Below are 25,568 nucleotides of genomic sequence, written 5' to 3' on the forward strand. Positions count from 1 at the left end.
GTCGATAATTGCCGGAATCGTTGCATTTTGCGGGTTTAGTGCGCAACCGTCATCCGTAAAGTGTACATCCCGGATATTTGTAGCGCTTCGACTGGCGCCATCGCGAGCAGGCTCACTCCTACAATTGAAATGCATTCCCCTGTAGGAGTGAGCCTGCTCGCGATGAGGCCCGAACGGTACTTGTATCTTCACACCCGCGCCCGCATAACTTAAGCCATGAATCTGCCCATCCCCACGGACGCGGCCCTGGCAGGCTTTCACCCCGCCGTCAGTGCCTGGTTCAGCAACACATTCGCGACGGTCACCGCCGCCCAGGCCCGCGCATGGCCGTTGATCCGCCAGCGCCGTTCGACGCTGATCGCCGCGCCCACCGGCTCCGGCAAAACCCTCACTGCGTTTCTGGCCGTGCTCGACGACCTCGTCCACCGAGGCCTGGAAGATCCCGACGGCCTGCCCGACGAAACCCTGGTGGTCTACGTCTCGCCACTGAAGGCGCTTTCCAACGACATTCGCATCAACCTGCAAAACCCATTGGCGGGGATCACCGAACACCTGCGGCAGATGAATCTGCCTGGGCTGGCAATCACCACCGCCGTGCGCACTGGCGACACCCCGCAAAAAGAACGCGCGGCCATGCGCAAGACCGCGCCGCACATTCTGGTGACCACCCCGGAATCGCTCTACGTGCTGCTCGGTTCGGAGTCGGGACGAAAAATGCTCGGCACCACGCGCACGGTGATCATCGATGAAATCCACGCGATGGCCGCCGGCAAACGCGGCAGTCATCTGGCCCTGAGCCTTGAGCGACTGCAGGCGTTATGCAGCGAACCGCTGACCCGCGTAGGCCTGTCCGCCACGCAGAAACCGGTGGAAGCCGTGGCGCAATTTCTCGTCGGCCACGACCGTCCCTGCGAAATTATTGACATTGGCCACGCCCGGCCACGGGATCTGGGTATTGAGGTGCCGCCAGTGCCCTTGTCGGCCGTCATGGCCAATGATGTCTGGGAACGGGTCTACGACCGCCTCGCCGAACTTGCCCGCGAGCACCGCACCACGCTGATTTTCGTCAACACCCGGCGCCTGGCCGAACGCCTGAGCCGGCACCTCAGCGAACGCCTGGGCAAACACGCCGTAGCCGCGCATCACGGCAGTCTGGCCAAGGAGTTTCGCCTGGACGCCGAACAACGACTCAAGCGCGGCGAACTGCAGGTATTGATCGCTACCGCCTCGCTGGAACTGGGCATCGATATCGGCGAAGTCGATCTGGTCTGCCAGATTGCCTCACCGCGCTCTATCGCCGGTTTTCTGCAACGTGTTGGCCGCTCCGGGCACCAGGTGGGCGGCACACCCAAGGGTCGATTGTTCGCCACCACCCGCGACGACTTGATCGAATGCACCGCCCTGCTCGACTGCGTGCGCCGAGGCGAACTCGACACCCTGCACATCCCGGTCGCGCCGCTGGATGTTTTAGCGCAGCAGATCATCGCCGAAGTCAGTTGTCAGGAATGGCCGGAGGACGCCTTGCTGGCGATGTTCCGCCGCGCCTCGCCCTACCGCGATCTCGACGAAAGACACTATCAGGCCCTGCTGAGCATGCTCGCCGAAGGCTACAACGGTCGCCAGGGCATCCGCAGCGCCTACCTGCACCGCGACGCCGTCAGCCGCACCTTGCGTGGCCGTCGCGGTTCACAACTGACCGCCGTGACCAGCGGCGGCACCATTCCCGATAACGCCGACTACAGCGTCATGCTCGAGCCGCAAGGCCTGAACATCGGCAGCGTCAACGAAGACTTCGCAGTGGAAAGTATTGCCGGCGACGTGTTCCAGCTCGGCAACACCTCCTATCGCATCCTGCGCGTGGAAACCGGCAAGGTCCGCGTTGAGGATGCCCACGGCCAGCCGCCGACCATTCCGTTCTGGCTCGGCGAAGCGCCGGGGCGCAGCGATGAATTGTCATCGGCTGTCGCACGTCTGCAAGCACAGCTCGATGAACTGCTCAGCGACAGCCCCGGCAATCTGCAACCGGCACTCGACTGGCTGACTCAGACCCTCGGCCTCAACCTCGCCAGCGCCGAGCAACTGGTCGAATACCTGGCCCGCGCCCGCCAAACCCTCGGCGCCCTGCCCTCGCAAGACACGCTGCTGATGGAGCGTTTTTTCGACGAGTCCGGCGGCACGCAATTGATCATCCACTCACCGTTCGGCAGTCGCATCAACCGCGCCTGGGGCCTGGCCCTGCGCAAGCGCTTCTGCCGCACCTTCAACTTCGAATTGCAGGCCGCCGCCAGCGAAGACGCGATCGTCCTGTCGCTGTCCACCAGCCACAGCTTTGAACTCGATGACGTCTGGCGTTACCTGCACAGCAACAGCGCCGAGCACATCCTTATTCAAGCCGTACTCGATGCGCCGCTGTTCGGCGTGCGCTGGCGCTGGAATGCCGGGGTGGCACTGGCATTGCCGCGTTTTACCGGCGGGCGCAAAGTCGCGCCACAGTTGCAGCGGATGAAAAGCGAAGACCTGATCGCCAGCATATTTCCCGACCAAATCGCCTGTCTGGAAAACCTCGCCGGCGAACGGGAAATTCCCGAGCATCCACTGATCGAGCAAACCCTCGACGATTGCCTGCATGAAGCGATGGACAGCGAAGGCTGGTTGAATCTGCTGCGGCGCATGGAGCGTGGCGACGTGCGCTTGATCAGCCGCGACTTGCCGGCGCCCTCGCCGCTCGCCGCAGAAATTCTCAGTGCGCGGCCGTACACCTTTCTCGACGATGCACCGCTGGAAGAACGTCGCACTCAAGCGGTGATCAACCGGCGCTGGAGCGATCCGCAATCGACCGATGATCTCGGCGCGCTGGATGCGGACGCCATAAACGCTGTGCGCGCAGAAGCCTGGCCGACGCCGAACGCTGTGGATGAAATGCATGAGGCGCTGATGAGCCTGGCGTGCATCAGCGATGAGGAAGTGCAAACGAACGAAGGCTGGCGTGCATGGCTGGAAAATCTGGCCAGCAGTGGTCGCGCCTGCCGTCTACAGATCGATGCCGAGCATGGCTTGTGGCTGGCCCGCGAACGCCTGACGTGTCTGCAAGCGCTTTATCCACAGGCCAAATTGCAAGCCGAACTGGAGGCGTTGCCGGGATTCGATGAGGCGTGGACGTTCGATGAAGCGCTGGTCGAAGTGATCCGCGCGCGCCTCGGTGCCTTCGGACCGCTGCCATTATCCGCGATTGCCGAACCGCTCGCGTTGCAGGCCACTGAAGTCCATCAAGCCCTCGCCCAACTGGAGCGCGAAGGTTACGTGCTGCGCGGCCAATTCACGCCGGGATTGGAAGTAGAAGAATGGTGCGAACGGCATCTGCTCGCGCGCATTCATCGCTACACGGTCAAGCGCCTGCGCCGGGAAATCGAACCGGTAGCTCTGCAGGATTTCATGCGGTTTCTGTTCGACTGGCAGCATCTCTCGCCTTCTACTCGCGGTCAGGGTAGAGCCGTGTTGCCGGCGATTATCGGCCAGTTCGAAGGCTACGCGGCGGCGGCTTCGGCGTGGGACAGCGATATCCTCCCGGCGCGATTAAAAGACTATTCGCCAAGTTGGCTGGATGAGCTGTGCCGCAACGGCAAACTGGTGTGGACGCGCCTCAGTGCCCGGCAAAAAATCAGCGGTACGGCGTTGCGCAGCACGCCTATCGTGCTGCTGCCGCGCAGTCAGGTCGGCCTGTGGAGTGCGCTGGCCGAACAGACGCCGGTGAGCGAACTTTCGCCGAAAACCCAGAAGGTTTTTGAAGCCTTGAGCCAGCACGGCGCGCTATTTTTCGATGAGCTGATTCATGAAGCGCACCTGTTGCGCACCGAGCTGGAAATCGCCTTGCAGGAACTGGTCGGCGCCGGCCTGGTGAACGCCGACAGCTTCGCCGGCCTACGCGCGCTGATCACCCCGGCGAGCAAGCGCCAGCAGCGCAGCAGTCGGCGTGGGCGCGGGGCGTTTATCGGTGGGATGGATGATGCCGGGCGTTGGGCCTTGCTGCGGCGCGGGGCGGCTGTGGATAACAGCGAGACGCTGGAACATGTCGCGATGACGTTGTTGCGCCGCTATGGCGTGGTGTTCTGGCGCTTGCTGGAGCGCGAGGCGGACTGGTTGCCGAGTTGGCGCGAATTGCTGCGCACGTTTCATCGACTGGAAGCGCGCGGCGAGATTCGCGGTGGACGGTTTGTCAGTGGTCTGGCGGGGGAGCAGTTTGCCTTGCCTGAGGCGATTCCGCTGTTGCGCGAAGTACGTCGGCGGCCACATGACGGCAGTCTGGTCGCGGTGTGCGGGGTTGATCCGCTAAATCTGGCCGGGACGTTGTTGCCGGGGGTGAAAGTGCCAGCACTGGTGAGTAATCGGTTGGTCTATCGCGATGGTTTGCCGGCGGCGGCGGAGATTACCGGCAAGCAGCAGTTCTGGCTGGAGCTGGATCAGATTGATATGGAGCAGGTGCGCAGCAAATTGATCCGGCATTGAGGGTGACTGTTCTGGCCTCATCGCTGGCAAGCCAGCTCCCACAGGGTTTTGGGTGATGCTGGAATTAGAAGGCACACCACAAATCACTGTGGGAGCTGGCTTGCCAGCGATGGGGCCAGCACTCACACCAAATCCCGCCGTTAAGTCCGCGATTCCTGCGGCACCTCGCTCACCACCACCGCCCCCTCCTGCTGCCGCTTCGGCAACAAAACCTGCTGTGGATAAGTCTGCGCGAAATGCACCAGCGGGCTGTTATCCACAAGCTTTTTCAAGCGCTGATTGAACGCCCGGCTCACCGCATACTGCCCACCGGATACCGTGCGGAACTGCGCCGTCAGCACCACGCCGTTCAAATCCATCTTGTCGACACCAAACACATCCAGCGGCCCTTGCAGGTTGTACTTTAGGAACGGGTCTTCGCGGATCGAGTCACCGGTCTCGCGAATCAGCTCGATGGCTTTATCCACATCAGTGTCGTAAGTGAACTGCACCGAGAAAAACGCAAAGGCAAACTGCCGCGATTGATTGGTCACCGCTTTGATCTGGCCGAACGGCACCGAGTGCACAAATCCCTTGCCGTCGCGCAGACGCAGAGTGCGGATGGTCAGCCCTTCGACGGTGCCGGCATGCCCGGAATCAAGCACCACCCAATCGCCTATCGACAGTGTGTCTTCGATGATGATGAACAATCCGGTAATCACGTCCTGCACCAGTTGCTGCGAACCGAACCCGATGGCCAGCCCGACCACCCCGGCACCGGCCAGCAGTGGCGCAACGTTGATCCCCAGATTGGCCATAGTGGTGATTGCGCAGATCACCACGAGGATGATTTTGATCGCGTTGCGCAGCAGCGGCAGGATGGTTTTCACCCGCGTGCTCGGCTGGCGCGCCGCGCGTTTGCTGAGCGGCGGTTTCAGCGCTTCCTGAATCGCCGTGTCGAGTACCACCCACAGTAACCACGTCACCAGGAAGATCAGACCGATGCTGCTCAGCGCGTTGCTGATGGCCCGGCCGACCGTGCTGCTCTGGGCAAAATCGAGCAGCGACACACCCCAGATTCGCCCGAGGATATCGATGAATGCGATAGCGATGACGATCCGCAGCAAGGCGTGCAACAGGCTGAGAAAACGTTCCTTGTAGGCGCTGCTGCGCTGGATCGCTTCGGCTTTTCGTGACTTGAACAAGTGCTGCAGGATCGTGCTGAGGAATACCGTGCCGATTAACAAAACCGTGGTGAACAACGCGCAACGCAGGGCCTTCTGATTGTCCTCGCCGATGCCGATCAGATTGACCGCCGAGACCAGCACCATCAACACGATTGGCCAATACCACAGCCCTGAGAAAATCCGCAGCGACTCCTGCAACGAGGGTTGTTTCAGCCGCTGACTCAGTGAACGATTGCGGATCAGATGCGCCACCGGACGACGCAGGCGAATCACCAGCAAACCAAAAATTATCGAGGCGATCAGCCCGGTGAACACCGCGATACTGCTGGTGATGTTACCGCCCAGTTGTCGGGCGATCTGCGGGCTGGTCAGCGCATCGCTGAGGGCCGCGAGGAAGCCGATCAGGAACAGCGGACGCGGGCAATAATCACGAATGATCCGCGCCGCCGGACGTTTATGGCCGACGTTGAACATCACCACCACGCACAACAACATCGAGGTGGAAAAGATGCCGCTGCTGGTGGCGTAGGCCAGACACAGCGCCAGCGCGCGGCCGACCGAAGCTTGCAGAAAATGGCTGACGTACAGCGTCAGCGGCAGGCAGATCAGCGCCGGCACGGTGTACGGCAGCAAGTAACCAATCAGATCCTGACTGCGCTGGCGGGTGCGCAACCAGCGGCCCTCACGCAGACGCTTGGCCATCAAACTGCCGAGCACGGTCAACAACGCGAAACTGCCAAGCCAAACGCCCGACAGCGTGAGGAAGTCCCCGGCGACGCTCCAGCCCGAGCGGTTCGAGGATTGGTTGACCAGTTTATCGACTTCATCAGCGGCGCGATCGGCGCGCAGGCGCCAGGCGTCGACCAGGTGTTCGTTGAGATCGAGCTTGTCCTGGACGTCGTCGATGCTCGAACTGATTGCACCGAGCAGACCGCCCTGCACAATCGGTTCAGGTTTTTCCGCCTCTTCGGCGGCGGCCGGGATGCCCGGCAACGCGGCGGCGTCGATTTCACTGGCGCCGAGAAACAGCAGTGCTCCCAGCAGAATGGCGATCCTGAACTTGCCCAAAACTCCGATCTCCCGTGGCTGAACCTGTAAGGAACTGATCGGTAATTGCACAGCAAGTTCAAGAGCACCCTCACCCCAGCCCTCTCCCTGAGGGAGAGGGAGCCGACCGAGTTGCCTGCGAAAAGTACATCGACCTGAAAGTCCTGAGTCGAACTCAAATCCTGAAAACCCTGAAGATCAGCTCCCCTCCCCCTCGCCCTCTCCCAGCGTGAGAGGGAGCTGACCAAGTTGCCTGCGAGAAGTACACCGACTTGCAAGTCCGGAGTCGAACTCAAACCCTGAAAACCCTGAAGATCTGCTCCCTTCCCCTCGCCCCCTCTGGGGGAGAGGGTTGGGGTGAGGGGGGAGCGCTTTTGATCTTCGCTTTAGACGTGACCGTCCGTAACACCATCGAAACTTTCCCCAGCCGCCCGCAGTCATCAAAAGATACCGGCAACACGAGGACTTTCGACGGAGGGCGGCATGGCAACGATCCACATCGGTATTTCCGGCTGGCGCTACGCACCGTGGCGCGGGGACTTCTACCCCAAGGGACTGGCGCAGAAACGCGAATTGCAGTTCGCTTCGCGGGCGGTCAACAGCATCGAAATCAATGGATCGTTCTACGCCCTGCAACGGCCCGAACGCTATTCGCAGTGGTACGCCGAAACACCGGACGACTTCGTTTTCAGCGTTAAGGCGCCGCGCTTCATCACCCACATCCGCCGCTTGCGCGAGATCGAAAAGCCTCTGGCCAATTTCTTCGCCTCGGGGGTGCTGGAGCTCAAGGAAAAGCTCGGGCCGATCCTTTGGCAGTTCCCGCCGAACTTCAAATTCGAGCCTGAGCGCTTTGAAAATTTCCTCGCGCTACTGCCCCACGATACCGAAGCCGCCGCCACCCTCGCCCGGCAACACGACCCTCATCTGCACGGTCACGCGAGCATGAAAGCCTGGCGTAGAAAACCGCTGCGCCACGCTGTGGAAATCCGCAACGACAGCTTCCTTGATCCCGATTTTGTGCGCCTATTGAAGCGCTACAACACCGCACTGGTGATCGCCGACACTGCCGATAAATGGCCATACCGCGAAGACCTCACCAGCGACTTTGTCTACTTGCGCCTGCACGGTGCCGAAGAGCTGTACGCCAGTGGCTACACAGCACCGGCACTCAAACGCTGGGCCGAGCGCATTGACGCTTGGCATCACGGCGAGCAACCAAAGGATGCTCATCTGATCGCACCACGCTTGAAGCCACGCGCACGCAAGTCTCGCGAAGTGTTCTGCTATTTCGACAACGACATCAAAGTCCGCGCGCCGTACGACGCCCGTGATCTGCTGCACCGTTTCGAACTGGATAAAGACCTCGTCACCACCCCCGGCGAACCCGCTGGCGAAGGAGTGTTGGCATGAGTATTCCAGAACCGGTCGGTTTTACAGACGAAGGTTCGGTAGTCGCGCCATCGGTACGCACGTTCACCGTGCTGACGGTCAATACCCACAAGGGTTTCACCGCCCTCAACCGGCGTTTCATCCTGCCGGAGTTGCGCGAAGCGGTGCGCAGCGTCGCCGCCGACGTGGTGTTTCTGCAGGAAGTCCATGGCACCCACGAACAGCACCCCAAGCGCTACAACAATTGGCCGACGATGCCGCAATACGAATTCCTCGCCGACAGCCTCTGGCCGCAGTTCGCCTATGGGCGCAACGCGGTGTACCCGGAGGGCGATCACGGCAACGCGCTGCTGTCGAAATTCCAAATCATTCGCCACGACAACCTCGACGTATCGATCAGCGGCCATGAGAACCGTGGCCTGCTCCATTGCGTCCTGCGCCTGCCCGGTGACGGCACCGAAGTGCATGCGATCTGCGTGCATCTGGGCCTGCGCGAAAGTCATCGCAACGCCCAACTGGATTTGCTCATGCAACGCCTGGCGGAGTTGCCCGACGACGCACCGGTGATCGTCGCGGGCGATTTCAACGACTGGCGCCAGCGCGCCGATGCGCAGCTCAAACCCTGCGGCCTGCGCGAAGTATTCGCCGAGCACCAGGGCAAACCGGCGCGCAGCTTTCCCGCGCGCCTGCCAGCACTTCGGCTTGATCGTATTTACGTGCGCAACCTCAAGGCCAGCCAGCCGAAAGTCCTGGCGAACCGGCCCTGGTCGCACCTTTCCGACCACGTTCCTTTATCGGTAGAGATCGAACTATGAGCAGCGCGCCGCTGGAGAAATCCGCCGTGGAACCGGTCGCCATCACCCCGCCGACCCGCGAGCCCGGCCAGGTCGATGTCGAGTACCACTGGCAGGGCAACAACCGTGTCGAGTTGCTGGAAAACGGCGAAGAATATTTCCCGCGGGTGTTCGCCGCGATGCGCGCGGCAAAGAGTGAAATCCTCCTCGAGACTTTTATCGTTTTCGAAGACAAGGTCGGCGCCGAACTGCAGGAGATTCTGATCGACGCAGCACAGCGTGGCGTTCGCACCACGGTCAGCTTTGACGGTTTCGGCTGTGGCGAATTGACCACCGGTTATCTGACGGCGTTGAGCGAGGCCGGGGTGCACCTGCAGATTTTCGATCCAGCACCGAAGCACCTGGGTATTCGCACCAACTGGTTCCGCCGTTTGCATCGCAAGATCGTCGTGGTCGACGGACTGGTTGCGTTCGTTGGCGGAATCAATTTTTCCGGTGATCACCTGGCCGACTTCGGCCCCGAAGCCAAGCAGGATTATGCGGTGGAAGTTCAGGGCCCGGCGGTTACCGACATCCATCATTTCGCCTTGCTGCAAAGCGGTCGTCCCGGACGTGCACGGTTCTGGTGGCAACGCCGGCGCCAGCGGCGTGCGGAAATGGCCTTCAACGATCTCGATGGCCAAGTGCGTCTGGTGTTCCGTGACAACGATCAACACAACACCGATATCGAGGATGTGTACTTACAGGTACTGCGCCGCGCCAAACGCCGCGTGGTGATTGCCAACGCCTACTTCTTTCCCGGCTATCGTTTGCTGCGCGAGATCCGTAACGCGGCGCGGCGCGGCGTCGAGGTGCGCCTGATTCTGCAGGGGCAACCGGACATGCTGGTGGCCAAACTGGCGGCGCGCATGACCTACGACTACTTGCTCAAGGCCGGCGTGCAGATCCACGAATATTGCCAGCGCCCGCTGCACGGCAAAGTCGCGCTGGTCGACGAAGAATGGAGCACCGTCGGCTCAAGCAATCTGGACCCGCTGAGCCTGTCGCTGAACCTGGAAGCCAACGTGCTGATCCGCGACCGCGCGTTCAATCAGCATCTGTTCGAGCGCCTCGAAGACCTCAGCCAGAACCACTGCAAAGCCATGGACCCGAGCAAGTCCCCGCGTGGTCGAATCTGGCACATGACCGTGGGTTTTCTGGTGTTCCACTTTTTGCGGCATTTTCCGGCGATGGCCGGTTGGCTGCCGGCGCACAAACCACGGCTCAAGCCATTTCGAGGAAACACGCCATGAGCCATTCCGAAGCGCATTCGAGCAGCCATTCGGCACCAGCGACTCACTCGAAATGGAGTCGCTGGAAACGCCCGTTGAGCCTGCTGTTTTTCCTCGCACTGATCGTCTTGCTGACGCTGTTCGCCACGCGCATCGAGTGGGCCGAAGTGCTGCAAACCCTTGCCGACTTCAAGCTGCGCACACTGATCATCGCCGCCAGCCTGACACTGCTGAGTTTTCTCGTGTACGCCAGTTTTGATCTGATCGGCCGTACTTACATTCGTCAGGACCTGACCTGGAAACAGATCCTGCCGGTGGGGATCATCAGCTATGCGTTCAACCTGAACCTGAGCGCCTGGGTCGGCGGCATCGCCATGCGTTATCGGCTGTATTCGCGTCTTGGGGTGAGCAAAAGCAACATCGCCAAGATCCTCGGTTTGAGCCTGGCGACCAATTGGTTCGGCTACATGACCATTGCCGGCGTGGTGTTCAGCAGTGGGCTGGTGACAATGCCGCCGGGCTGGAAAATCAGCAGCAGTGCGCTGCAAGGCATCGGCGTGCTGTTGCTACTGATCAGTGCCGGTTATCTCGCCGCGTGCCAGTTTTCCAAGCGCCGTGAGTGGTCGATTCGCGGCGTGGAAATCAATCTGCCGTCGTTGCGCATGGCGGTCCTGCAACTGCTGCTGGGCGCGTTGAACTGGTCGCTGATGGCAGCGGTGATTTTCACTTTGCTGCCGAGCAAGCTCGATTATCCGTTGGTGCTGGGCGTGCTGTTGATCAGTGCGATTGCCGGGGTCATCACGCATATTCCGGCGGGGCTTGGGGTGTTGGAGGCAGTGTTTGTGGCGCTGCTGCAACACGAGGCTTCACGCGGCAGTCTGGTGGCGGGATTGCTGGCGTATCGGGCGATTTATTTTCTGTTGCCGTTGTTAATTACGGTGGTGATGTATCTGGTGGTTGAGGCCAAGGCCAAGGCGCTTCGGATCGAGAAAAACCCCTCTTGAGTTAGTTTTTGAATTCGAAATCGCTATCGCGAGCAGGCTCACTCCTACAAGTGAACGCATTCCAAAATGTAGGAGTGAGCCTGCTCGCGATAGCGTTAGAAAGAACACTAAAAAATCATGCTGATTGAATAATGCTCAACCGCTCGCCCACAACCATCTCGGTAATCCAGTCCACCAGAATCGAGGTGTAGGCCTGCTGCGACACTGGTTCGCTCAACGCATGATCGGCGCCATCGATAATCCGGTGCGTCAGTGAATGGGTCTGCTGACACGCCGCGCGGTAACTCATGATCGCCGCATGGGGCACGTAATCATCGGTTTCCGACTCCACCAGCAAAACATCCCCGGTGAATTGTGAACAGGCATGCAGCGCCCGATTGGTGTCAGCCCGCACCAGCGTGCTGCGGTAATCACGCAGATCAGCCTTGTCCAGATCGCGCTTGGGTGTGTGCCATTGCTCATCGCGATACAGCGCCGGTACGCGCAGTGCCAGCCAGCGTACAGGACGCAATGAGGTAAGGATGGCCGCCAGATACCCACCATAACTGGTGCCGACCACGGCGATGGCCGAAGTGTCGAGCGCCGGATGCGCGAGCAAGCGGTCATACGCCGCGAGCAGATCACGCAGATTGTCTTCGCGGGTAACGCGGGTCAGCGGAATCCCGGTACCGCCGGTATGTCCGCGCAAGTCGAAAGTCAGGCACACACACCCGAGACCGGCGATGCCTTTGGCCCGCTCCAGATCACGCTCCTGACTACCGCCCCAACCGTGGACAAACAACACGCCAGGCACTTTCGATTTGGGACTGAGAAAGGTCCCGCTCATCTGTTCATCATCAATGTCGATTTGAATGCTTTCGCTTCTAGCCGTCATAGGATTTGACCGTAACGTATTTGAGGAGAAATTCGCTGTTCTCAGCCGGGCCGCGATAGACCTCGATGGCATCCGCCGGCAACGGCTGATCGATGTAGGTTTCTACCGAAGACACACGGATCGCGCGCATCCCCGGATCGTTGACGAAGCTTTGCAACGCGGCGACTTCAGCACTGCTGGCACCGCCCATGCGCCACGATTGTTCGAGCACACCGCTGCGGTTTTTGCCCTTGCTGTCCAGACCTTGGGCGATGTCGTAGTTGCGCCGCGAAGCATAGAAGCGCGGATAGGCTTCATTGGCGGCAGCGTCGAAAACCTGCGCCTGCTCAATGGCCAGACGCACATCGTCGGGCAGGTCGAGCTTCAGCAGTTCGTCATACCCACCCTGCACGACCAACAGGTTCGAGCCGCCGTACACGTCTTCACCGTGGGCATCGTTGGTCAAGTATTGATCACCGCAGTAGCTCAACACTTTGTCGCCGATGAATGACTGGCCGACGCTGTGGGTGACGACATCGCTCAGGTCCTGCTCAAGCACCACGCCTTCGCTGAACTGCTTTTCAATGTCAGGCCGGGCAAGAATTTCGTCGAAGGCGTCGAGGTTTTTGATCACTTCCTGCCCCCGACCGGCGCAGGCGTGAACCGGCTTCAAACGAATCGGGCCGTTGTACAGCAAATGCTCGGCAGCGGGCCGCGCATCCTCCAGCGAGAACACGCTGAGCCCGTCGAGCACCACATTGCGCGTTCGCTCGGAAAATAATGGCGACCAGCCTTGCGGCGCCTGAGCCAGATGACTGCGCAGGCCGTGGCTAATGGCTTTGGTGCAGATGAAATCGTGCTCGACAAAGCCACCCCACAAATCGTCCGGACCTTTGATGCCGAGTTGCTGAGCGCTGGCATTACCGACGATGGTTTGCGTCGGTAGCAGATACAGGTCACGACCGCGATGTTTGTCCGGATCGTAACTGCCGCCAAATTTGCATCCGAGAATCTGCGCCAGCCAACGCGCCAGAGCTTTATTGGTTTGCACTTCGTGCTGCGGCGCGTCAGGGCGCACCGAATGGGCAACCACGATTTTCCTGCTGGGTGTCGGGGTCATGCGTCCCCCTTCCATCGGTTCGATGACTGTGGCGGTGAGAGGTGCAGAGATCAGGCCAACGGCTGCTCCACAAAAATCCTAGCCTAATCAGAAACTTGCCGGAATCGTACTGGCACCGCGCCTGTTTCAATCTGCACGACCGTGCGCAAAACCCCGGCAAATTGCACGATCCTGAACCTTACACGGTCGCCTGTAGGAGTGAGCCTGCTCACGATAGCAGTGGGTCAGTCGACCTGTTCTTAATTGACGAATCGCAATCGCGAGCAGGCTCGCTCCCACATTAGATATTCGTCGGCTTCGGGTTTGGGGACACACCAAACCGCGCCCGATAATCACTCGGCGCCAGCCCGGTAATCTTCTTGAAGATCGCACGAAACGCACCCGGATCCTGATAACCCACCGTCCACGCAATGTGATCAATCGTGCCATTACTGAATTCGAGCATTTCCCGTGCCTTGCCCACCCGCAGATGCTGGCAGTACTCGGTCGGTTTCAAACCGGTTGCCGCGCGGAACCGGCGCAGAAAGGTACGTTCTTCCAACCCCGCCCGCTCCGCCATCGCCGCCAAGGAAACATCCGTCGCGCCGGTGCTTTGCAGCCAATGCTGAACCTTGAGAATCGCCGCATCGCCATGCCCGAGTATCGGCGCGAAATTACTGCCGCACTCACTGGCGCTGTCACTGTGCTCTATCACCAGAAATCGCGCGGTGCCGGTGGCAATGCTCGGCCCAAGCAACCTGTCGACCAGGCGTAATCCGAGTTCCGACCAAGCCATCAATCCGGCCGTGGTGATCAAGTCGCCGTCGTCGACAATCGGGGTATCAGCCTTGAGCTTGATCTTTGGGTAACGCTCGGCGAAGGCCTTGGCCGAGGTCCAATGGGTGGTGGCGCTGCGGCCGTCGAGCAGACCGCTTTCAGCCAACATCAGCGAGCCTACGCAAACCCCGCCCAGCGTCGCACCGTGGGCATGTTGATCCCGTAACCATTGCATCAGGCTGGCCGGCGCTTGCGCCGCCGAGAACCCGCCGATCGATGGCGGAATCAGCACCGCCAGCAAAGCCCTGTCGTCACCCGCATGACTGGCGTAAGTGCGCGTTGGCGGCTGCTCACCTTCGACCTGCCAGTGACTGACCCGCAGCACTGGCAACTGCGCGGCCTGATGTTCGGCGGCAATCCGGTTGGCCACCGCAAACAGATCGGTCAGACCATGCACCGCCGCCATTTGCGCGCCTGGATAGATCAGCACACCCAATTCAGCGATGGCGGCACTTTCTGCGCCCATTGTCAGTTTTCCCCTGTCTATTGTCGGTGTGGCCAATCCTCGAATCGCTGGCCAGCGCCAATACTGCAGCCACTTCCAGCCAATCCATCGAGGACACACCCATGGCCAAGCAAGCGCTCATCGTAGTCGATATCCAGAACGACTACTTCCCCCAAGGCAAGTGGCCGCTGGCCGGTGCTGATGCCGCCGCCGACAACGCCGCTCGGCTGATCGCCGCCTTCCGCGAGGCCGGTAATCCGGTCATCCACATCCGCCACGAGTTCACCTCAGCGGACGCGCCGTTTTTCACCCCGGGATCGGACGGCGCCAAGCTACACCCGAAGGTGCTCAACCGCGCCGATGAACCGGTGGTACTCAAGCACTTCGTCAACTCGTTCCGCGAAACCGAACTGCAAGCGATCCTCGACGAACAAGGTATCAAGGAACTGGTGGTGGTCGGCAGCATGAGCCACATGTGTATTGACGGCATTACCCGTGCGGCGGCAGATCTGGGTTATGGCGTGACCGTGATTCACGATGCCTGCGCCAGCCGCGATCTTGAGTTCAATGGTCTGACAGTGCCGGCGGCCCACGTCCACGCCGCTTTCATGTCGGCACTGGGTTTCGCCTACGCCAGTGTGGTGTCCACTGACCAATTCCTCACCGCCCAGTCCTAAGCAATATTCTGCAAAAACACCAGGCCCGCCTTGCAGCGGGCCTTTTCACACCCGTCATAAAAATCTCACGCGTGAGCCATTGATGGCACTTTGAATTGGTTGTAGTGTGGCTCACGCGTGAGATTTTCATAACCGAGCCATTGCCATGAAAAGCCGTACCCCTTTAGCGAAGTCAGAGAGCCCCAAGGGGGAGCGCGCGAAACCGTCGGCGAAAAAACCGTCGAGCTTCTACATGAAGCAGATGCGCGCGGGCCTGGCCGCTGCCGGTTATGTGAAACACGAAACTTGGGTGCTTCCCGAAAACCGAAGCTTGCTCAAGCAAATGGAGCAACAGCTACGCCAACCGATTCTGGCTGGCTCTTTCATGTCGGAGAATTACATGAGCGCAGGCAACAACTGGACCATCGATAGCCTCTTCAACGCCCTCAAGGCCCTGGACGAGGTGGCTTCGCAAGAGATCACGCTGTCGCTGATCCAGAGCTCCGAACCCAGCATCAAGCTGGAAATGAACGAATTCGGCGGTCTGCCGATTCACATCGCCCTGGCCGGCCAGCAGATCATCGTCGACACCGTGCTGGTGGACATCGATTCGATCTCGAACGTAGCGGCCTTCAACGACGCCGTATTGCGCAGCCGGGAAATGTTCCCGCTGTCGTCGATCGGGATCGAGTCGATGCCGAACGGGCAGACCGTTTACAACATGTTTGGCGCCCTCAGCGCCGACTCGAGCCTGACCAACGTCGTCACTGAGGTGAAAACCCTGGTCGACAACGTGCAGCGCGCGAGCGAAGCCTTCGAACACTTCTTCAAGTAATCAACAGGGAATATCCAATGACTCAGTCCATCTGGAGCAAGTTGTTCACCGCACTGCGCGGCGGCGCCAATGAAGTCGGCGAAGCGATCGCGGACCAACAGGCTCTGCGCATCCTCGACCAGGAAATCCGCGATGCCGACAGCGCGCTGTCGAACGCCCGTCGCGAACTGGTCACCATCATGGCCAAACACAAACTGGCCGCCGACCGCGTAAGCGAGTACGACGCCAAGATCAAGGATCTGGAAGCCAAAGCCGTCTCGGCGCTGAACGCCGGCCGTGAAGACCTGGCACTGGAAGTGGCCGAAGCGATTTCGACCCTGACCAACGAGCTGGATGTTGAGAAAAAGCAGAGCGACGAATTCGGCACCTACGCCGAAAACATGCGCAAAGACATCAGCAAAGCCGAGTCGCGGATCAAGAGCCTGCGCCAGCAAGTGGACATGGCCAAGGCCCGTGAAAGCGTGCAGAAAGCTCAGGTCAGCGCCTCCATCGCCAGCGGCGGTGCCAATGGCAAACTGGAAACCGCCGTCGGTACGTTGAACCGTCTGCAGGCCAAGCAGCAGCAACGCGCGGCTGAACTCAGCGCTGCGGACGAACTGGCCGACGCTTCAACCGGCAACGATCTGGAACGCAAACTGCGCGACGCCGGCATCACGCCGAACGAAGGCAGCGCCAATGCGATTCTTGAGCGTCTGAAGCAAAAGTCCTCGCAGTAACGCAGGGCAAAAAACCTGTGGGAGCGAGCCTGCTCGCGAAAGCGTCGTATCAGTCGACATCAATATTGACTGGTATGCCCTCTTCGCGAGCAAGCTCGCTCCCACATGGTTTGCGGCGTAAAAATCCTTCTGCTCGTTCACCGGTTCGCCCGGTACACTAGCCACGTTTTTTCGCCGACGAACACCTCCACCCGCTTCAAGGAACGTACCCATGGGATGGTTTAAAGACTTGCTGGGCACCAGCAACTGGCAGACCGCTGCGCCAACACCGACCGTTGCCAGTGGCCCACTCGGCATGGCGCAAGGCAAGGCCGTCAGGTTCGATACAACCCTGGCGCTGTTGCTCGATGGCTCGACCACGGTGCGCGTGCCCTTCGATCAGGCGATCTGGAGCCATGGCTGGGTCGACCTCGGCCAGTCCAACAAACTGCACCGCTATTACATGAACGACGAGGATTTCTGGCTACAGATCCACGTCACCGGTGACGATCAGATCGAATCGGTCACCCTGTTCAATTACCTCAGTTACGTGACGGTCAACAGTGACGCCGAACTGCAGCGTCTGGCCGGCCCCAACAGCCAGATCGGCCTGCCCGCCTACAGCCACGACGGCGTCGAATACACCCGCGAGTGGGGCACCGAACAAGGCCAGACCGAACTCGTACCGATGACCGAACAAGTGGTCAATCCGGATGAGAGCTACACCATCGAACACCACTCCATGCTTTATGCGCGCGAGACCGGCCTGACCGATCGCCGCGAATTGCTGCTGTTCTCCGTCGAACAGGACGAAGAAGGCACCGTCAGCCTGAGCACCTCGCTCGGCATCTCGCTGTATACGACAGATCTGAGCACCATTTAAAAAAGGAAGTTTTTCATGCTGGAAGTGCTGGCCGTTTCCCTGAACAAAACCGCACTGGTCGGTTTCGTCGTCTACCTCATCGGCGCCGTGCTGCTGTTCATGCTGTTTCAATTTGTCTACACGCGCATCACGCCGCACAAGGAGTTCGAGCTGATCCGCTCCGGCAACGTTGCCGCCGCGATCGCCCTGTCCGGCGCGATCATCGGTTTCGCGATTCCAGCCAGTAACGTGATTGCGTTTTCGGTCAACGTCCTCGACTTCGTGCTCTGGGCAGTGATTGCCGCAGTGGTGCAACTGCTGGCATTCCTCGCCACGGGCCTGGTGCTCAAAGGCACATCCCAGCGCATCGCCAACGGCGAAGTGGCTTCCGGTATCTATGTCGCTGCGGTCGCGATCAGCGTCGGCATGCTCAACGCCGCGTGCATGACACCGTCCAACTGATCGGCAGGAAGCCTTAGATGAAACGCAGCAAATACGTTCAGTTGTCCCTCGCCGCTTCGGTGGCCATGGCCATTTCCGGCCAGGCGACAGCCGCAGATCAACCACGCAATTTCCAGAATGTGGAACAGTGTGTCGACGCCGAAGTGGCCGCCGATGTCTGCTCCAACGCTTACGTCGCCGCCCTGACCGAACACCGGCGCATTGCACCGGCGTACGACAACAAGGCCAAGTGCGACGCGGACTTTGCCGCTGACTGGTGCCAGAAGAATTCTGACGGCCGCTTCGTGCCGAGACTCGGCGGCTTCAAAGTGCCGCAGGAAGGCGAGCCGGCGCAGAACCTCGACGCCATCGCCAATGCCCAAATGCCCGCCGGTAATGCAACGGCGCAGAATGTGCAAAGCACTTCGCACGTCTCCAGCGGTGGCGGTGGCGGCAACGGCTGGCTGACCGGTTGGCTGATCGGCAACGCGATGAGCAACAACGCCGAGCGCACGGTTTACCGCGATCGCGAAACGCGCCAGCCGTACAACACCTCGACGCAGTACCGCAGAGCCGAAACCACGACGCGCAGCCAAACGGATTACGAAAGCAGCAAAAGCAAACCGGTCAACGTGGCTTCTTCGACCTCACGCGGCGGCTTCGGCAGCCAGTCCAGTGCCCGTAGCGGCTGGGGTGGTTGGGGCAGCAGTTCTGGTTCTGGTCGTTCGAGCAGCTGACGATGAAGAAGATCCTCTGCGCCGAGCGCCCCGACTGGAAGCAGACAGCCGAAAGCCTCGGCTTCATGTTCCACACCATCGATGACGAGCCGTACTGGGACGAAAGCGCGTACTACCAGTTCACACTCGCGCAAATCGAAAACGATCTTGAGGACCCGACCACCGAACTGCATGAGATGTGCATGGACCTGGTCGATCGCGTGGTACACAGCGAAGAATTGCTGGATCGCCTGAGCATCCCGGCGCCGTACTACGACATGATCCGCACTTCCTGGCTGGAAGGTCATCCGCATCTGTACGGACGCATGGACTTTTCCTACAGCGGCAACGGCCCGGCGAAACTGCTGGAGCTCAACTACGACACGCCGACCAGTCTTTATGAAGCGGCGGCGTTCCAGTGGGGCTGGCTGGAACAATGCATCGAGCGCGGCACGCTGCCGCGTCATGCCGACCAGTTCAACAGCATCGACACCCATCTGCATCAGGCCTTCGCCGAATTACAACTGAAGCGGCCGTTCTACTTTGCCTCGATGAAAGACTCGGTCGAGGACAAGGGCACAACGGATTATCTGCGGCTGATCGCCGAGAAAGTCGGCATCGAGTCGCGGCACATCGATATCGAAGACATCGGTTTGACGGCTGAAGGGCGCTTCGTCGACCTGGAAGATCGCTGGATCCCGCACCTGTTCAAACTGCATGCCTGGGAGTTCATCTTCCATGAGCCGTTCGGTGCGGCGATTGCCGCGAGCGATACGCAGTTTTTCGAACCGGCGTGGAAGGCGATCCTGTCGAACAAGGGTGCATTGCCGTTGCTGTGGGAGATGCACAAGGGTCATCCAAATCTGCTGGCGGCGCATCTCGACCCGAATCCGGCCAGCACCGTGCCCAAGGGCTGGGTACGCAAGCCGTACTTTTCCCGCGAAGGCGCGAACATTGAGTTGCAAACGGCTGACGGTCTGATCGTCAAAGAGGACGGGCCCTACACCGATGCGCCATTTATCCTGCAGGAGTTTGCGCCGCTGCCGAAGTTTGGCGACAGCTACACGCTGATCGGTTCCTGGGTGATTGGCGATCAGGCTGCGGGGATTGGTGTGCGGGAAGACAACAGTTTGATCACCAAGGATTCGAGCCGGTTCTTGCCGCATCTGATTCTCGACTAAACCACAAATCCCCATGTGGGAGCTGGCCTGCCAGCGATGACGGATTGTGAGTCGACTCATTTGTTGACTGATCCACCGCGATCGCTGGCAAGCCAGCTCCCACAGGGATTTGGGGTAACCGCAGACGAAACAAATCCCACAAAAAAGGCCCGTCGTTTAAGCGACGGGCCTTTTTATTTGCAGCGGTTACAGCAGCGAATCAGAACGGAATATCGTCATCAAAGCTGTCGAAATCCGGAGCCGGTTGCGGTGCGGCCTGCTGTGGAGCCGGGGCCGAACGCTGCTGTGGAGCCGACTGCTGCGGGCGCGGAGCCTGCTGGCGAGGAGCCGGAGCCGACTGCTGGTAGTTGTTGCCACCGCCTTGTTGGTCGCCCTGTTGTGGACGGCCGCCGAGCAGTTGCATGGTGCCTTGCATGTCGACCACGATTTCAGTGGTGTAACGCTTGATACCGTCTTTTTCCCACTCACGGGTCTGCAGCTTGCCTTCGATGTAAACCTGCGAACCCTTGCGCAGGTATTCGCCGGCGATTTCCGCAACCTTGCCGAACATCGAAACACGGTGCCACTCGGTCTTCTCGACCTTCTGACCGGTTTGCTTGTCGGTCCATTGTTCGCTGGTGGCCAGACTCAGGTTGGTCACGGCGTTACCGTTAGGCAGGTAGCGAACTTCGGGATCCTGGCCGCAAGTGCCGACCAATATGACTTTGTTAACCCCACGGGCCATAACGTTCTCCTAGGCTTCGCAAGCAGCCCCGGCCGGGTTGTTCACCAGGCGTTCGAGGGTGTCGCGATCCACTAATTCTTTGTCCAGTTTGATGTAAACAGCCGCTTCATCAGCAACTATCACTGCATCGGTTACCCCTACGAGGGCCTTGAGGCGCTCGACCAGACCCGCTTCGCGGATCGCCTCGGGCGACAACGGCAAGCGCAGGCTCGTCACGTAGGGAGGTTCACGCATGGTAACAGCAAAGGCCAACCAAAGTGCAGCCAGCCCCGCGCATCCAAGGAACACAACCGACAGACCGCCATGCTGAAACAGCCAGCCGCCGAGTATCCCGCCGAGTGCTGAACCGAGGAACTGGCTGGTGGAATACACGCCCATGGCCGTGCCCTTCCCGCCCGCCGGTGAAACCTTGCTGATCAGCGACGGCAATGAAGCCTCCAGCAGATTGAACGCGGTGAAGAACACCACCGTACCTATCACCAGAGCCCGCAGGCTATCGCCGAACTGCCAGAAGAATAGCTCAGTCAGCATCAGCGTCAGGACGGCGCCGAGCAAAACTCGTTTCATTTTGCGTTTCTTCTCGCCGTAGATGATGAACGGGATCATGGCGAAGAACGAAATCAGCAGCGCGGTGAGGTAGACCCACCAGTGCTGCTCCTTGGGCAAACCGGCTTTTTCCACCAGCGCCAACGGCAACGCAACGAAGCTCGACATCAACATGGCATGTAACACAAAGATGCCCAGATCAAGGCGCAGCAGATCCGGATGCTTGAGCGTCGGCATCAAGGCCTGACGCGCCACCCCGGACTCCCGATGCTGCAATGGCCCGGTGGAGCGCGGCACCATGAACATGATGATGGCGATACCGACCAGTGCCATGGCACCGGTGGCGAGGAACAGTCCGGACAGACCGAAAGCGCGGGTCAGCAAAGGCCCGACGACCATGGCCACGGCAAATGACAAACCGATGGTCATGCCGATCATCGCCATTGCCTTGGTGCGGTGCTGTTCGCGGGTCAGGTCGGAGAGTAGCGCCATCACTGCCGCTGAAATCGCCCCGGCGCCCTGCAGGATCCGCCCGGCTATCACGCCCCAGATGGAGTCGGCCTGAGACGCCAGCACGCTGCCGAGGGCAAAAACGATCAGCCCGAGGTAAATCACCGGACGGCGGCCAATGCGGTCGGAAATGATCCCGAACGGAATCTGGAAAATCGCCTGGGTCAGACCGTAAGCGCCAATAGCCAGCCCGATCAGGGCCGGGGTCGCGCCTGCCAGGTCCATGCCGTAGGTCGCCAGTACCGGCAACACCATGAACATGCCAAGCATACGGAAGGCGAACACCAGGGCCAGACCGCTCGCTGCGCGAGTCTCGCTGCCACTCATGCGTTCGCTGTGGGGATCGTGCATGGAAAAACCTCGTGTGAACCGGCGGCGATTCTACCAGTCCCATCGAAAGACGGGGTATATCGCGACGCTATGACGCGTATAGATGAAACTCTCTTCATGTAAGGTAAAAACCCTTCGCTTGATAGTGTGCATCCATCCAGTATTTGCCCGTATACTCCTACGTTTTCGACGCCCGCCGAGCGAGGCCACTTTGGACAAGATCCTGATACGTGGGGCCCGTACCCACAACCTGAAGAACATCGACCTGACCCTGCCACGGGACAAGCTGATCGTCATCACCGGCCTGTCCGGATCCGGCAAGTCGTCCCTGGCCTTCGATACGCTTTACGCCGAAGGCCAGCGCCGCTATGTCGAATCGCTGTCGGCCTACGCCCGACAGTTTCTATCGATGATGGAAAAACCCGACGTCGACACCATCGAAGGCCTGTCGCCGGCGATCTCCATCGAACAGAAGTCGACCTCGCACAACCCGCGCTCTACGGTCGGCACCATCACCGAAATCTACGACTACCTGCGTCTGCTTTATGCACGCGTCGGTACACCACGCTGCCCGGATCACGATATTCCACTGGAGGCGCAGACCGTCAGCCAGATGGTCGATCTGGTGTTGGCGCAGCCGGAAGGCAGCAAACTCATGCTGCTGGCGCCGGTGATCCGCGAACGCAAAGGTGAACACCTTTCGGTCTTCGAAGAGCTGCGCGCCCAAGGTTTTGTTCGCGCCCGGGTCAACGGCCGCATCTGCGAACTCGATGAACTGCCAAAACTGGATAAACAGAAAAAGCACTCGATCGATGTGATCGTCGACCGCTTCAAGGTTCGCGCCGATCTGCAGCAACGTCTGGCCGAATCTTTCGAGACCGCGTTGAAACTGGCGGATGGCATTGCCCTGGTCGCACCGATGGACGACGAGCCGGGCGAAGAGATGATTTTCTCCGCGCGCTTCGCCTGCCCGATCTGCGGCCACGCGATCAGCGAACTGGAACCGAAGCTGTTCTCCTTCAACAACCCGGCCGGCGCTTGCCCGACCTGTGATGGCCTGGGGGTGAAGCAGTTCTTCGATATCAAGCGGCTGGTCAATGGCGATCTGACCTTGGCCGAAGGTGCGATTCGCGGCTGGGACCGGCGTAACGTCTATTACTTCCAGATGCTCGGCTCACTCGCTTCACACTATGGTTTCAGCCTCGAAGTACCGTTCAACGAACTGCCGGCCGATCAGCAGAAATTCATCCTGCATGGCAGCGGCTCGCAGAACGTCGACTTCAAATACCTGAACGACCGTGGCGATATCGTCAAACGTTCGCACCCGTTCGAAGGCATCGTGCCGAACCTGGAGCGTCGCTACCGCGAGACCGAGTCGGCAAGCGTGCGCGAAGAGCTGGCCAAGTTTCTCAGCACCCAATCGTGCCCGGATTGCCGTGGTACCCGTCTGCGTCGCGAAGCGCGGCATGTGTGGGTTGGCGAGAAAACGCTGCCAGCGGTGACCAACCTGCCGATCGGCGAAGCTTGCGAGTACTTCGGCGAGCTGAAGATGACTGGCCGTCGCGGCGAAATCGCCGACAAGATCCTCAAGGAGATTCGCGAGCGTCTGCAGTTCCTCGTCAACGTCGGTCTCGACTACCTGTCGCTGGACCGCAGTGCCGACACGCTGTCCGGTGGCGAAGCACAACGTATTCGTCTGGCCAGCCAGATCGGCGCCGGTCTCGTCGGTGTTCTGTACATCCTTGACGAACCGTCCATTGGTTTGCACCAGCGTGATAACGACCGCTTGCTCGGCACGCTCAAGCACCTGCGTGATATTGGCAACACTGTGATCGTGGTCGAACACGACGAAGACGCGATTCGTCTGGCCGATTACGTTGTGGATATCGGCCCGGGGGCTGGTGTGCATGGTGGGCAGATCGTGGCTGAGGGCACGCCGGCGGAAGTCATGGCGCACCCGGATTCCCTGACCGGTAAATACCTCTCGGGCCGAGTGAAGATTGAAGTGCCGGCCAAACGCACGCCACGCAATAAAAAGCTCAATCTGTCTCTCAAAGGGGCGCGCGGCAACAACCTGCGCAATGTCGATCTGGACATCCCGATTGGTCTGCTGACGTGCGTGACCGGCGTGTCCGGCTCGGGCAAATCGACGCTGATCAACAATACGCTGTTCCCGCTGAGCGCCACGGCCCTCAACGGTGCAACCACCCTGGAAGCGGCAGCGCACGACAGTATCAAAGGCCTGGAGCATCTCGACAAAGTCGTCGATATCGACCAGAGCCCGATTGGCCGTACTCCGCGCTCCAACCCGGCGACGTATACCGGCCTGTTCACTCCGATCCGCGAGCTGTTCGCCGGGGTACCCGAGTCACGCTCCCGTGGTTACGGCCCGGGGCGTTTCTCGTTCAACGTCAAAGGTGGCCGCTGCGAAGCGTGCCAGGGCGACGGCCTGATCAAAGTGGAAATGCACTTCCTGCCAGACATCTACGTGCCATGCGATGTGTGCAAGAGCAAGCGCTACAACCGCGAAACCCTTGAGATCAAATACAAGGGCAAGAGCATCCACGAAACCCTCGAGATGACCATCGAAGAGGCCCGGGAGTTCTTTGACGCGGTGCCGGCACTGGCGCGCAAGCTACAGACATTGATGGATGTCGGCCTGTCGTACATCAAGCTCGGGCAGTCGGCGACCACGTTGTCGGGTGGTGAGGCGCAGCGAGTGAAACTGTCTCGCGAGCTGTCCAAGCGTGACACCGGCAAAACACTGTACATCCTCGATGAGCCGACCACCGGTTTGCACTTCGCGGATATCCAGCAATTGCTCGACGTGCTGCATCGCCTGCGCGACCACGGCAACACGGTGGTAGTAATCGAACACAACCTCGACGTGATCAAGACGGCCGACTGGCTGGTCGATCTCGGGCCGGAGGGCGGCTCCAAAGGTGGGCAGATCATTGCCACCGGCACGCCTGAGGATGTGGCCGAAATGAAGCAATCTCACACCGGCCATTACCTCAAGCCATTGCTGATCCGTGATCGGGCTTAAACGCAGGGCATGAAAAAGCCCCTGTCACTTCATCAGTGACAGGGGCTTTTTTGTATCGTTTTGCAATCAGGAAGTGTGAGATTGCAGGTAATTCTCGAGACCGATCAGCTTGATCAGGCCCAACTGCTTTTCCAGCCAGTAGGTGTGATCTTCTTCGGTGTCGTTCAACTGCACGCGCAGGATCTCGCGGCTGACATAGTCTTTGTGCTGCTCGCACAGCTCAATGCCTTTGCACAGCGCAGCGCGGACTTTGTACTCAAGACGCAGATCGGCTTCGAGCATCTCCGGCACAGTGGTGCCGACATCCAGATCATCCGGACGCATACGCGGCGTGCCTTCGAGCATCAGAATCCGGCGCATCAACGCATCAGCGTGACCGGCTTCTTCTTCCATCTCATGGTTGATTCGCTCGTAGAGCTTGGTGAACCCCCAGTCCTCATACATCCGCGAATGAACGAAATATTGATCACGCGCGGCCAGTTCGCCGGTCAGCAACGTGTTGAGGTAATCGATTACGTCTGGGTGGCCTTGCATCGCCCTACATCTCCCTACTTGAAAGTCTGTAGTTTGAACCAAGCTGACCGGAAGGTCACCCGATTCGCGCAATAAAAGCGAAGA

General features: G+C 59.9%; 20 protein-coding genes. 13 read left to right on the plus strand and 7 right to left on the minus strand.

All coding sequences use genetic code 11. From position 1 onward, the window contains the following. Positions 1 to 216 precede the first annotated feature (216 nt). Positions 217 to 4,503, plus strand: coding sequence for a DEAD/DEAH box helicase (locus tag J0G10_RS27475; RefSeq protein WP_220557064.1), 4,287 nt, complete (start codon positions 217 to 219; stop codon positions 4,501 to 4,503). A gap of 140 nt (positions 4,504 to 4,643) precedes the next feature. Here the strand turns inward: J0G10_RS27475 and J0G10_RS27480 are convergent, their stop codons facing one another. Beyond that, entirely contained in the window at positions 4,644 to 6,737 is a 2,094-nt protein-coding gene (locus J0G10_RS27480) for a mechanosensitive ion channel family protein (protein WP_220557065.1), read from the minus strand. 462 nt (positions 6,738 to 7,199) lie between these two features. On the opposite strand from J0G10_RS27480, the gene J0G10_RS27485 reads away from it, so the two are divergent. The 4 genes from J0G10_RS27485 to J0G10_RS27500 are packed head-to-tail and all read left to right on the plus strand — an operon-like array spanning position 7,200 to position 11,174. Then, a complete protein-coding gene (locus J0G10_RS27485) occupies positions 7,200 to 8,126 on the plus strand; it encodes a DUF72 domain-containing protein (protein ID WP_220557066.1) in 927 nt (308 codons plus the stop codon). Further along, the gene (locus J0G10_RS27490; RefSeq protein ID WP_095048826.1) at positions 8,123 to 8,920 is read left to right on the plus strand and encodes an endonuclease/exonuclease/phosphatase family protein; all 798 of its coding nucleotides are present in this window, start codon (positions 8,123 to 8,125) and stop codon (positions 8,918 to 8,920) included. Before J0G10_RS27485 ends, J0G10_RS27490 begins: the two co-directional genes overlap by 4 nt. Then, the gene (clsB, locus tag J0G10_RS27495) at positions 8,917 to 10,191 is read left to right on the plus strand and encodes a cardiolipin synthase ClsB (protein ID WP_220557067.1); all 1,275 of its coding nucleotides are present in this window, start codon (positions 8,917 to 8,919) and stop codon (positions 10,189 to 10,191) included. Before J0G10_RS27490 ends, clsB begins: the two co-directional genes overlap by 4 nt. Beyond that, on the plus strand, positions 10,188 to 11,174 hold the full coding sequence (locus J0G10_RS27500) for a lysylphosphatidylglycerol synthase domain-containing protein (protein WP_095048828.1): 987 nt from the start codon (positions 10,188 to 10,190) through the stop codon (positions 11,172 to 11,174). Before clsB ends, J0G10_RS27500 begins: the two co-directional genes overlap by 4 nt. Before the next feature lie 115 nt (positions 11,175 to 11,289). Here the strand turns inward: J0G10_RS27500 and J0G10_RS27505 are convergent, their stop codons facing one another. From J0G10_RS27505 to J0G10_RS27515, 3 genes are all read right to left on the minus strand, one after another. Further along, a complete protein-coding gene (locus J0G10_RS27505) occupies positions 11,290 to 12,048 on the minus strand; it encodes an alpha/beta hydrolase family protein (RefSeq protein WP_093434434.1) in 759 nt (252 codons plus the stop codon). Then, positions 12,038 to 13,147, minus strand: coding sequence for a DUF3182 family protein (locus tag J0G10_RS27510; RefSeq protein ID WP_095048829.1), 1,110 nt, complete (start codon positions 13,145 to 13,147; stop codon positions 12,038 to 12,040). The genes J0G10_RS27505 and J0G10_RS27510 overlap by 11 nt, the downstream gene beginning before the upstream one ends. A 280-nt stretch (positions 13,148 to 13,427) precedes the next feature. After that, a complete protein-coding gene (locus J0G10_RS27515) occupies positions 13,428 to 14,429 on the minus strand; it encodes a GlxA family transcriptional regulator (RefSeq protein ID WP_220557068.1) in 1,002 nt (333 codons plus the stop codon). A 101-nt stretch (positions 14,430 to 14,530) separates the two neighbouring features. Here J0G10_RS27515 and J0G10_RS27520 point away from each other — a divergent pair, with 101 nt between their 5' ends. The 7 genes from J0G10_RS27520 to J0G10_RS27550 all read left to right on the plus strand — a co-directional run bounded on the left by J0G10_RS27520 (position 14,531) and on the right by J0G10_RS27550 (position 19,794). Then, positions 14,531 to 15,085, plus strand: a complete 555-nt coding sequence (locus J0G10_RS27520; RefSeq protein WP_095048831.1) for a cysteine hydrolase family protein — start codon at positions 14,531 to 14,533, stop codon at positions 15,083 to 15,085. 145 nt (positions 15,086 to 15,230) lie between these two features. Then, a complete protein-coding gene (locus J0G10_RS27525) occupies positions 15,231 to 15,899 on the plus strand; it encodes a YjfI family protein (protein ID WP_095048832.1) in 669 nt (222 codons plus the stop codon). Between the two features lie 17 nt (positions 15,900 to 15,916). After that, the gene (locus tag J0G10_RS27530; RefSeq protein ID WP_016983574.1) at positions 15,917 to 16,615 is read left to right on the plus strand and encodes a PspA/IM30 family protein; all 699 of its coding nucleotides are present in this window, start codon (positions 15,917 to 15,919) and stop codon (positions 16,613 to 16,615) included. 211 nt (positions 16,616 to 16,826) lie between these two features. Beyond that, the gene (locus J0G10_RS27535) at positions 16,827 to 17,477 is read left to right on the plus strand and encodes a DUF2491 family protein (RefSeq protein WP_095048833.1); all 651 of its coding nucleotides are present in this window, start codon (positions 16,827 to 16,829) and stop codon (positions 17,475 to 17,477) included. A 15-nt stretch (positions 17,478 to 17,492) separates the two neighbouring features. Further along, complete coding sequence (locus J0G10_RS27540; RefSeq protein WP_007917221.1) at positions 17,493 to 17,918, plus strand: DUF350 domain-containing protein; 426 nt, start codon at positions 17,493 to 17,495, stop codon at positions 17,916 to 17,918. 17 nt (positions 17,919 to 17,935) lie between these two features. Continuing rightward, entirely contained in the window at positions 17,936 to 18,634 is a 699-nt protein-coding gene (locus J0G10_RS27545) for a DUF1190 domain-containing protein (protein WP_220557069.1), read from the plus strand. Between the two features lie 2 nt (positions 18,635 to 18,636). Further along, a complete protein-coding gene (locus J0G10_RS27550) occupies positions 18,637 to 19,794 on the plus strand; it encodes a glutathionylspermidine synthase family protein (protein ID WP_095048835.1) in 1,158 nt (385 codons plus the stop codon). A gap of 199 nt (positions 19,795 to 19,993) precedes the next feature. Here J0G10_RS27550 and J0G10_RS27555 read toward each other — a convergent pair whose 3' ends face one another. Next, positions 19,994 to 20,518, minus strand: coding sequence for a single-stranded DNA-binding protein (locus J0G10_RS27555; RefSeq protein WP_008081898.1), 525 nt, complete (start codon positions 20,516 to 20,518; stop codon positions 19,994 to 19,996). Positions 20,519 to 20,527: 9 nt separating this feature from the next. Then, complete coding sequence (locus J0G10_RS27560; protein ID WP_007950096.1) at positions 20,528 to 21,925, minus strand: MFS transporter; 1,398 nt, start codon at positions 21,923 to 21,925, stop codon at positions 20,528 to 20,530. Positions 21,926 to 22,115: 190 nt separating this feature from the next. Here J0G10_RS27560 and uvrA point away from each other — a divergent pair, with 190 nt between their 5' ends. Further along, positions 22,116 to 24,950 carry an excinuclease ABC subunit UvrA gene (uvrA, locus tag J0G10_RS27565; protein WP_095048836.1) on the plus strand — a complete coding sequence of 945 codons (2,835 nt, stop codon included), beginning with the start codon at positions 22,116 to 22,118 and terminating at the stop codon, positions 24,948 to 24,950. Positions 24,951 to 25,016: 66 nt separating this feature from the next. On the opposite strand, the gene bfr is transcribed toward uvrA, so the two are convergent. Beyond that, complete coding sequence (gene bfr / locus J0G10_RS27570; RefSeq protein WP_007918444.1) at positions 25,017 to 25,484, minus strand: bacterioferritin; 468 nt, start codon at positions 25,482 to 25,484, stop codon at positions 25,017 to 25,019. Positions 25,485 to 25,568: the final 84 nt, after the last annotated feature.

This window comes from Pseudomonas germanica (assembly GCF_019614655.1).
Classification (GTDB): Bacteria; Pseudomonadota; Gammaproteobacteria; order Pseudomonadales; family Pseudomonadaceae; genus Aquipseudomonas; species Aquipseudomonas neuropathica.

Bases quoted from the DNA above. Each gene is read 5' to 3' on its own strand.
- J0G10_RS27520 (WP_095048831.1), top strand. From the start codon at position 14,531: ATGGCCAAGCAAGCGCTCATCGTAGTCGATATCCAGAACGACTACTTC.
- J0G10_RS27530 (WP_016983574.1), top strand. From the start codon at position 15,917: ATGACTCAGTCCATCTGGAGCAAGTTGTTCACCGCACTGCGCGGCGGC.
- J0G10_RS27485 (WP_220557066.1), top strand. From the start codon at position 7,200: ATGGCAACGATCCACATCGGTATTTCCGGCTGGCGCTACGCACCGTGG.
- J0G10_RS27475 (WP_220557064.1), top strand. From the start codon at position 217: ATGAATCTGCCCATCCCCACGGACGCGGCCCTGGCAGGCTTTCACCCC.
- J0G10_RS27525 (WP_095048832.1), top strand. From the start codon at position 15,231: ATGAAAAGCCGTACCCCTTTAGCGAAGTCAGAGAGCCCCAAGGGGGAG.
- J0G10_RS27515 (WP_220557068.1), bottom strand. From the start codon at position 14,429: ATGGGCGCAGAAAGTGCCGCCATCGCTGAATTGGGTGTGCTGATCTAT.
- J0G10_RS27560 (WP_007950096.1), bottom strand. From the start codon at position 21,925: ATGCACGATCCCCACAGCGAACGCATGAGTGGCAGCGAGACTCGCGCA.
- J0G10_RS27490 (WP_095048826.1), top strand. From the start codon at position 8,123: ATGAGTATTCCAGAACCGGTCGGTTTTACAGACGAAGGTTCGGTAGTC.
- J0G10_RS27555 (WP_008081898.1), bottom strand. From the start codon at position 20,518: ATGGCCCGTGGGGTTAACAAAGTCATATTGGTCGGCACTTGCGGCCAG.
- bfr (WP_007918444.1), bottom strand. From the start codon at position 25,484: ATGCAAGGCCACCCAGACGTAATCGATTACCTCAACACGTTGCTGACC.
- J0G10_RS27535 (WP_095048833.1), top strand. From the start codon at position 16,827: ATGGGATGGTTTAAAGACTTGCTGGGCACCAGCAACTGGCAGACCGCT.
- J0G10_RS27550 (WP_095048835.1), top strand. From the start codon at position 18,637: ATGAAGAAGATCCTCTGCGCCGAGCGCCCCGACTGGAAGCAGACAGCC.
- J0G10_RS27510 (WP_095048829.1), bottom strand. From the start codon at position 13,147: ATGACCCCGACACCCAGCAGGAAAATCGTGGTTGCCCATTCGGTGCGC.
- J0G10_RS27545 (WP_220557069.1), top strand. From the start codon at position 17,936: ATGAAACGCAGCAAATACGTTCAGTTGTCCCTCGCCGCTTCGGTGGCC.
- clsB (WP_220557067.1), top strand. From the start codon at position 8,917: ATGAGCAGCGCGCCGCTGGAGAAATCCGCCGTGGAACCGGTCGCCATC.
- J0G10_RS27500 (WP_095048828.1), top strand. From the start codon at position 10,188: ATGAGCCATTCCGAAGCGCATTCGAGCAGCCATTCGGCACCAGCGACT.
- J0G10_RS27505 (WP_093434434.1), bottom strand. From the start codon at position 12,048: ATGACGGCTAGAAGCGAAAGCATTCAAATCGACATTGATGATGAACAG.
- J0G10_RS27540 (WP_007917221.1), top strand. From the start codon at position 17,493: ATGCTGGAAGTGCTGGCCGTTTCCCTGAACAAAACCGCACTGGTCGGT.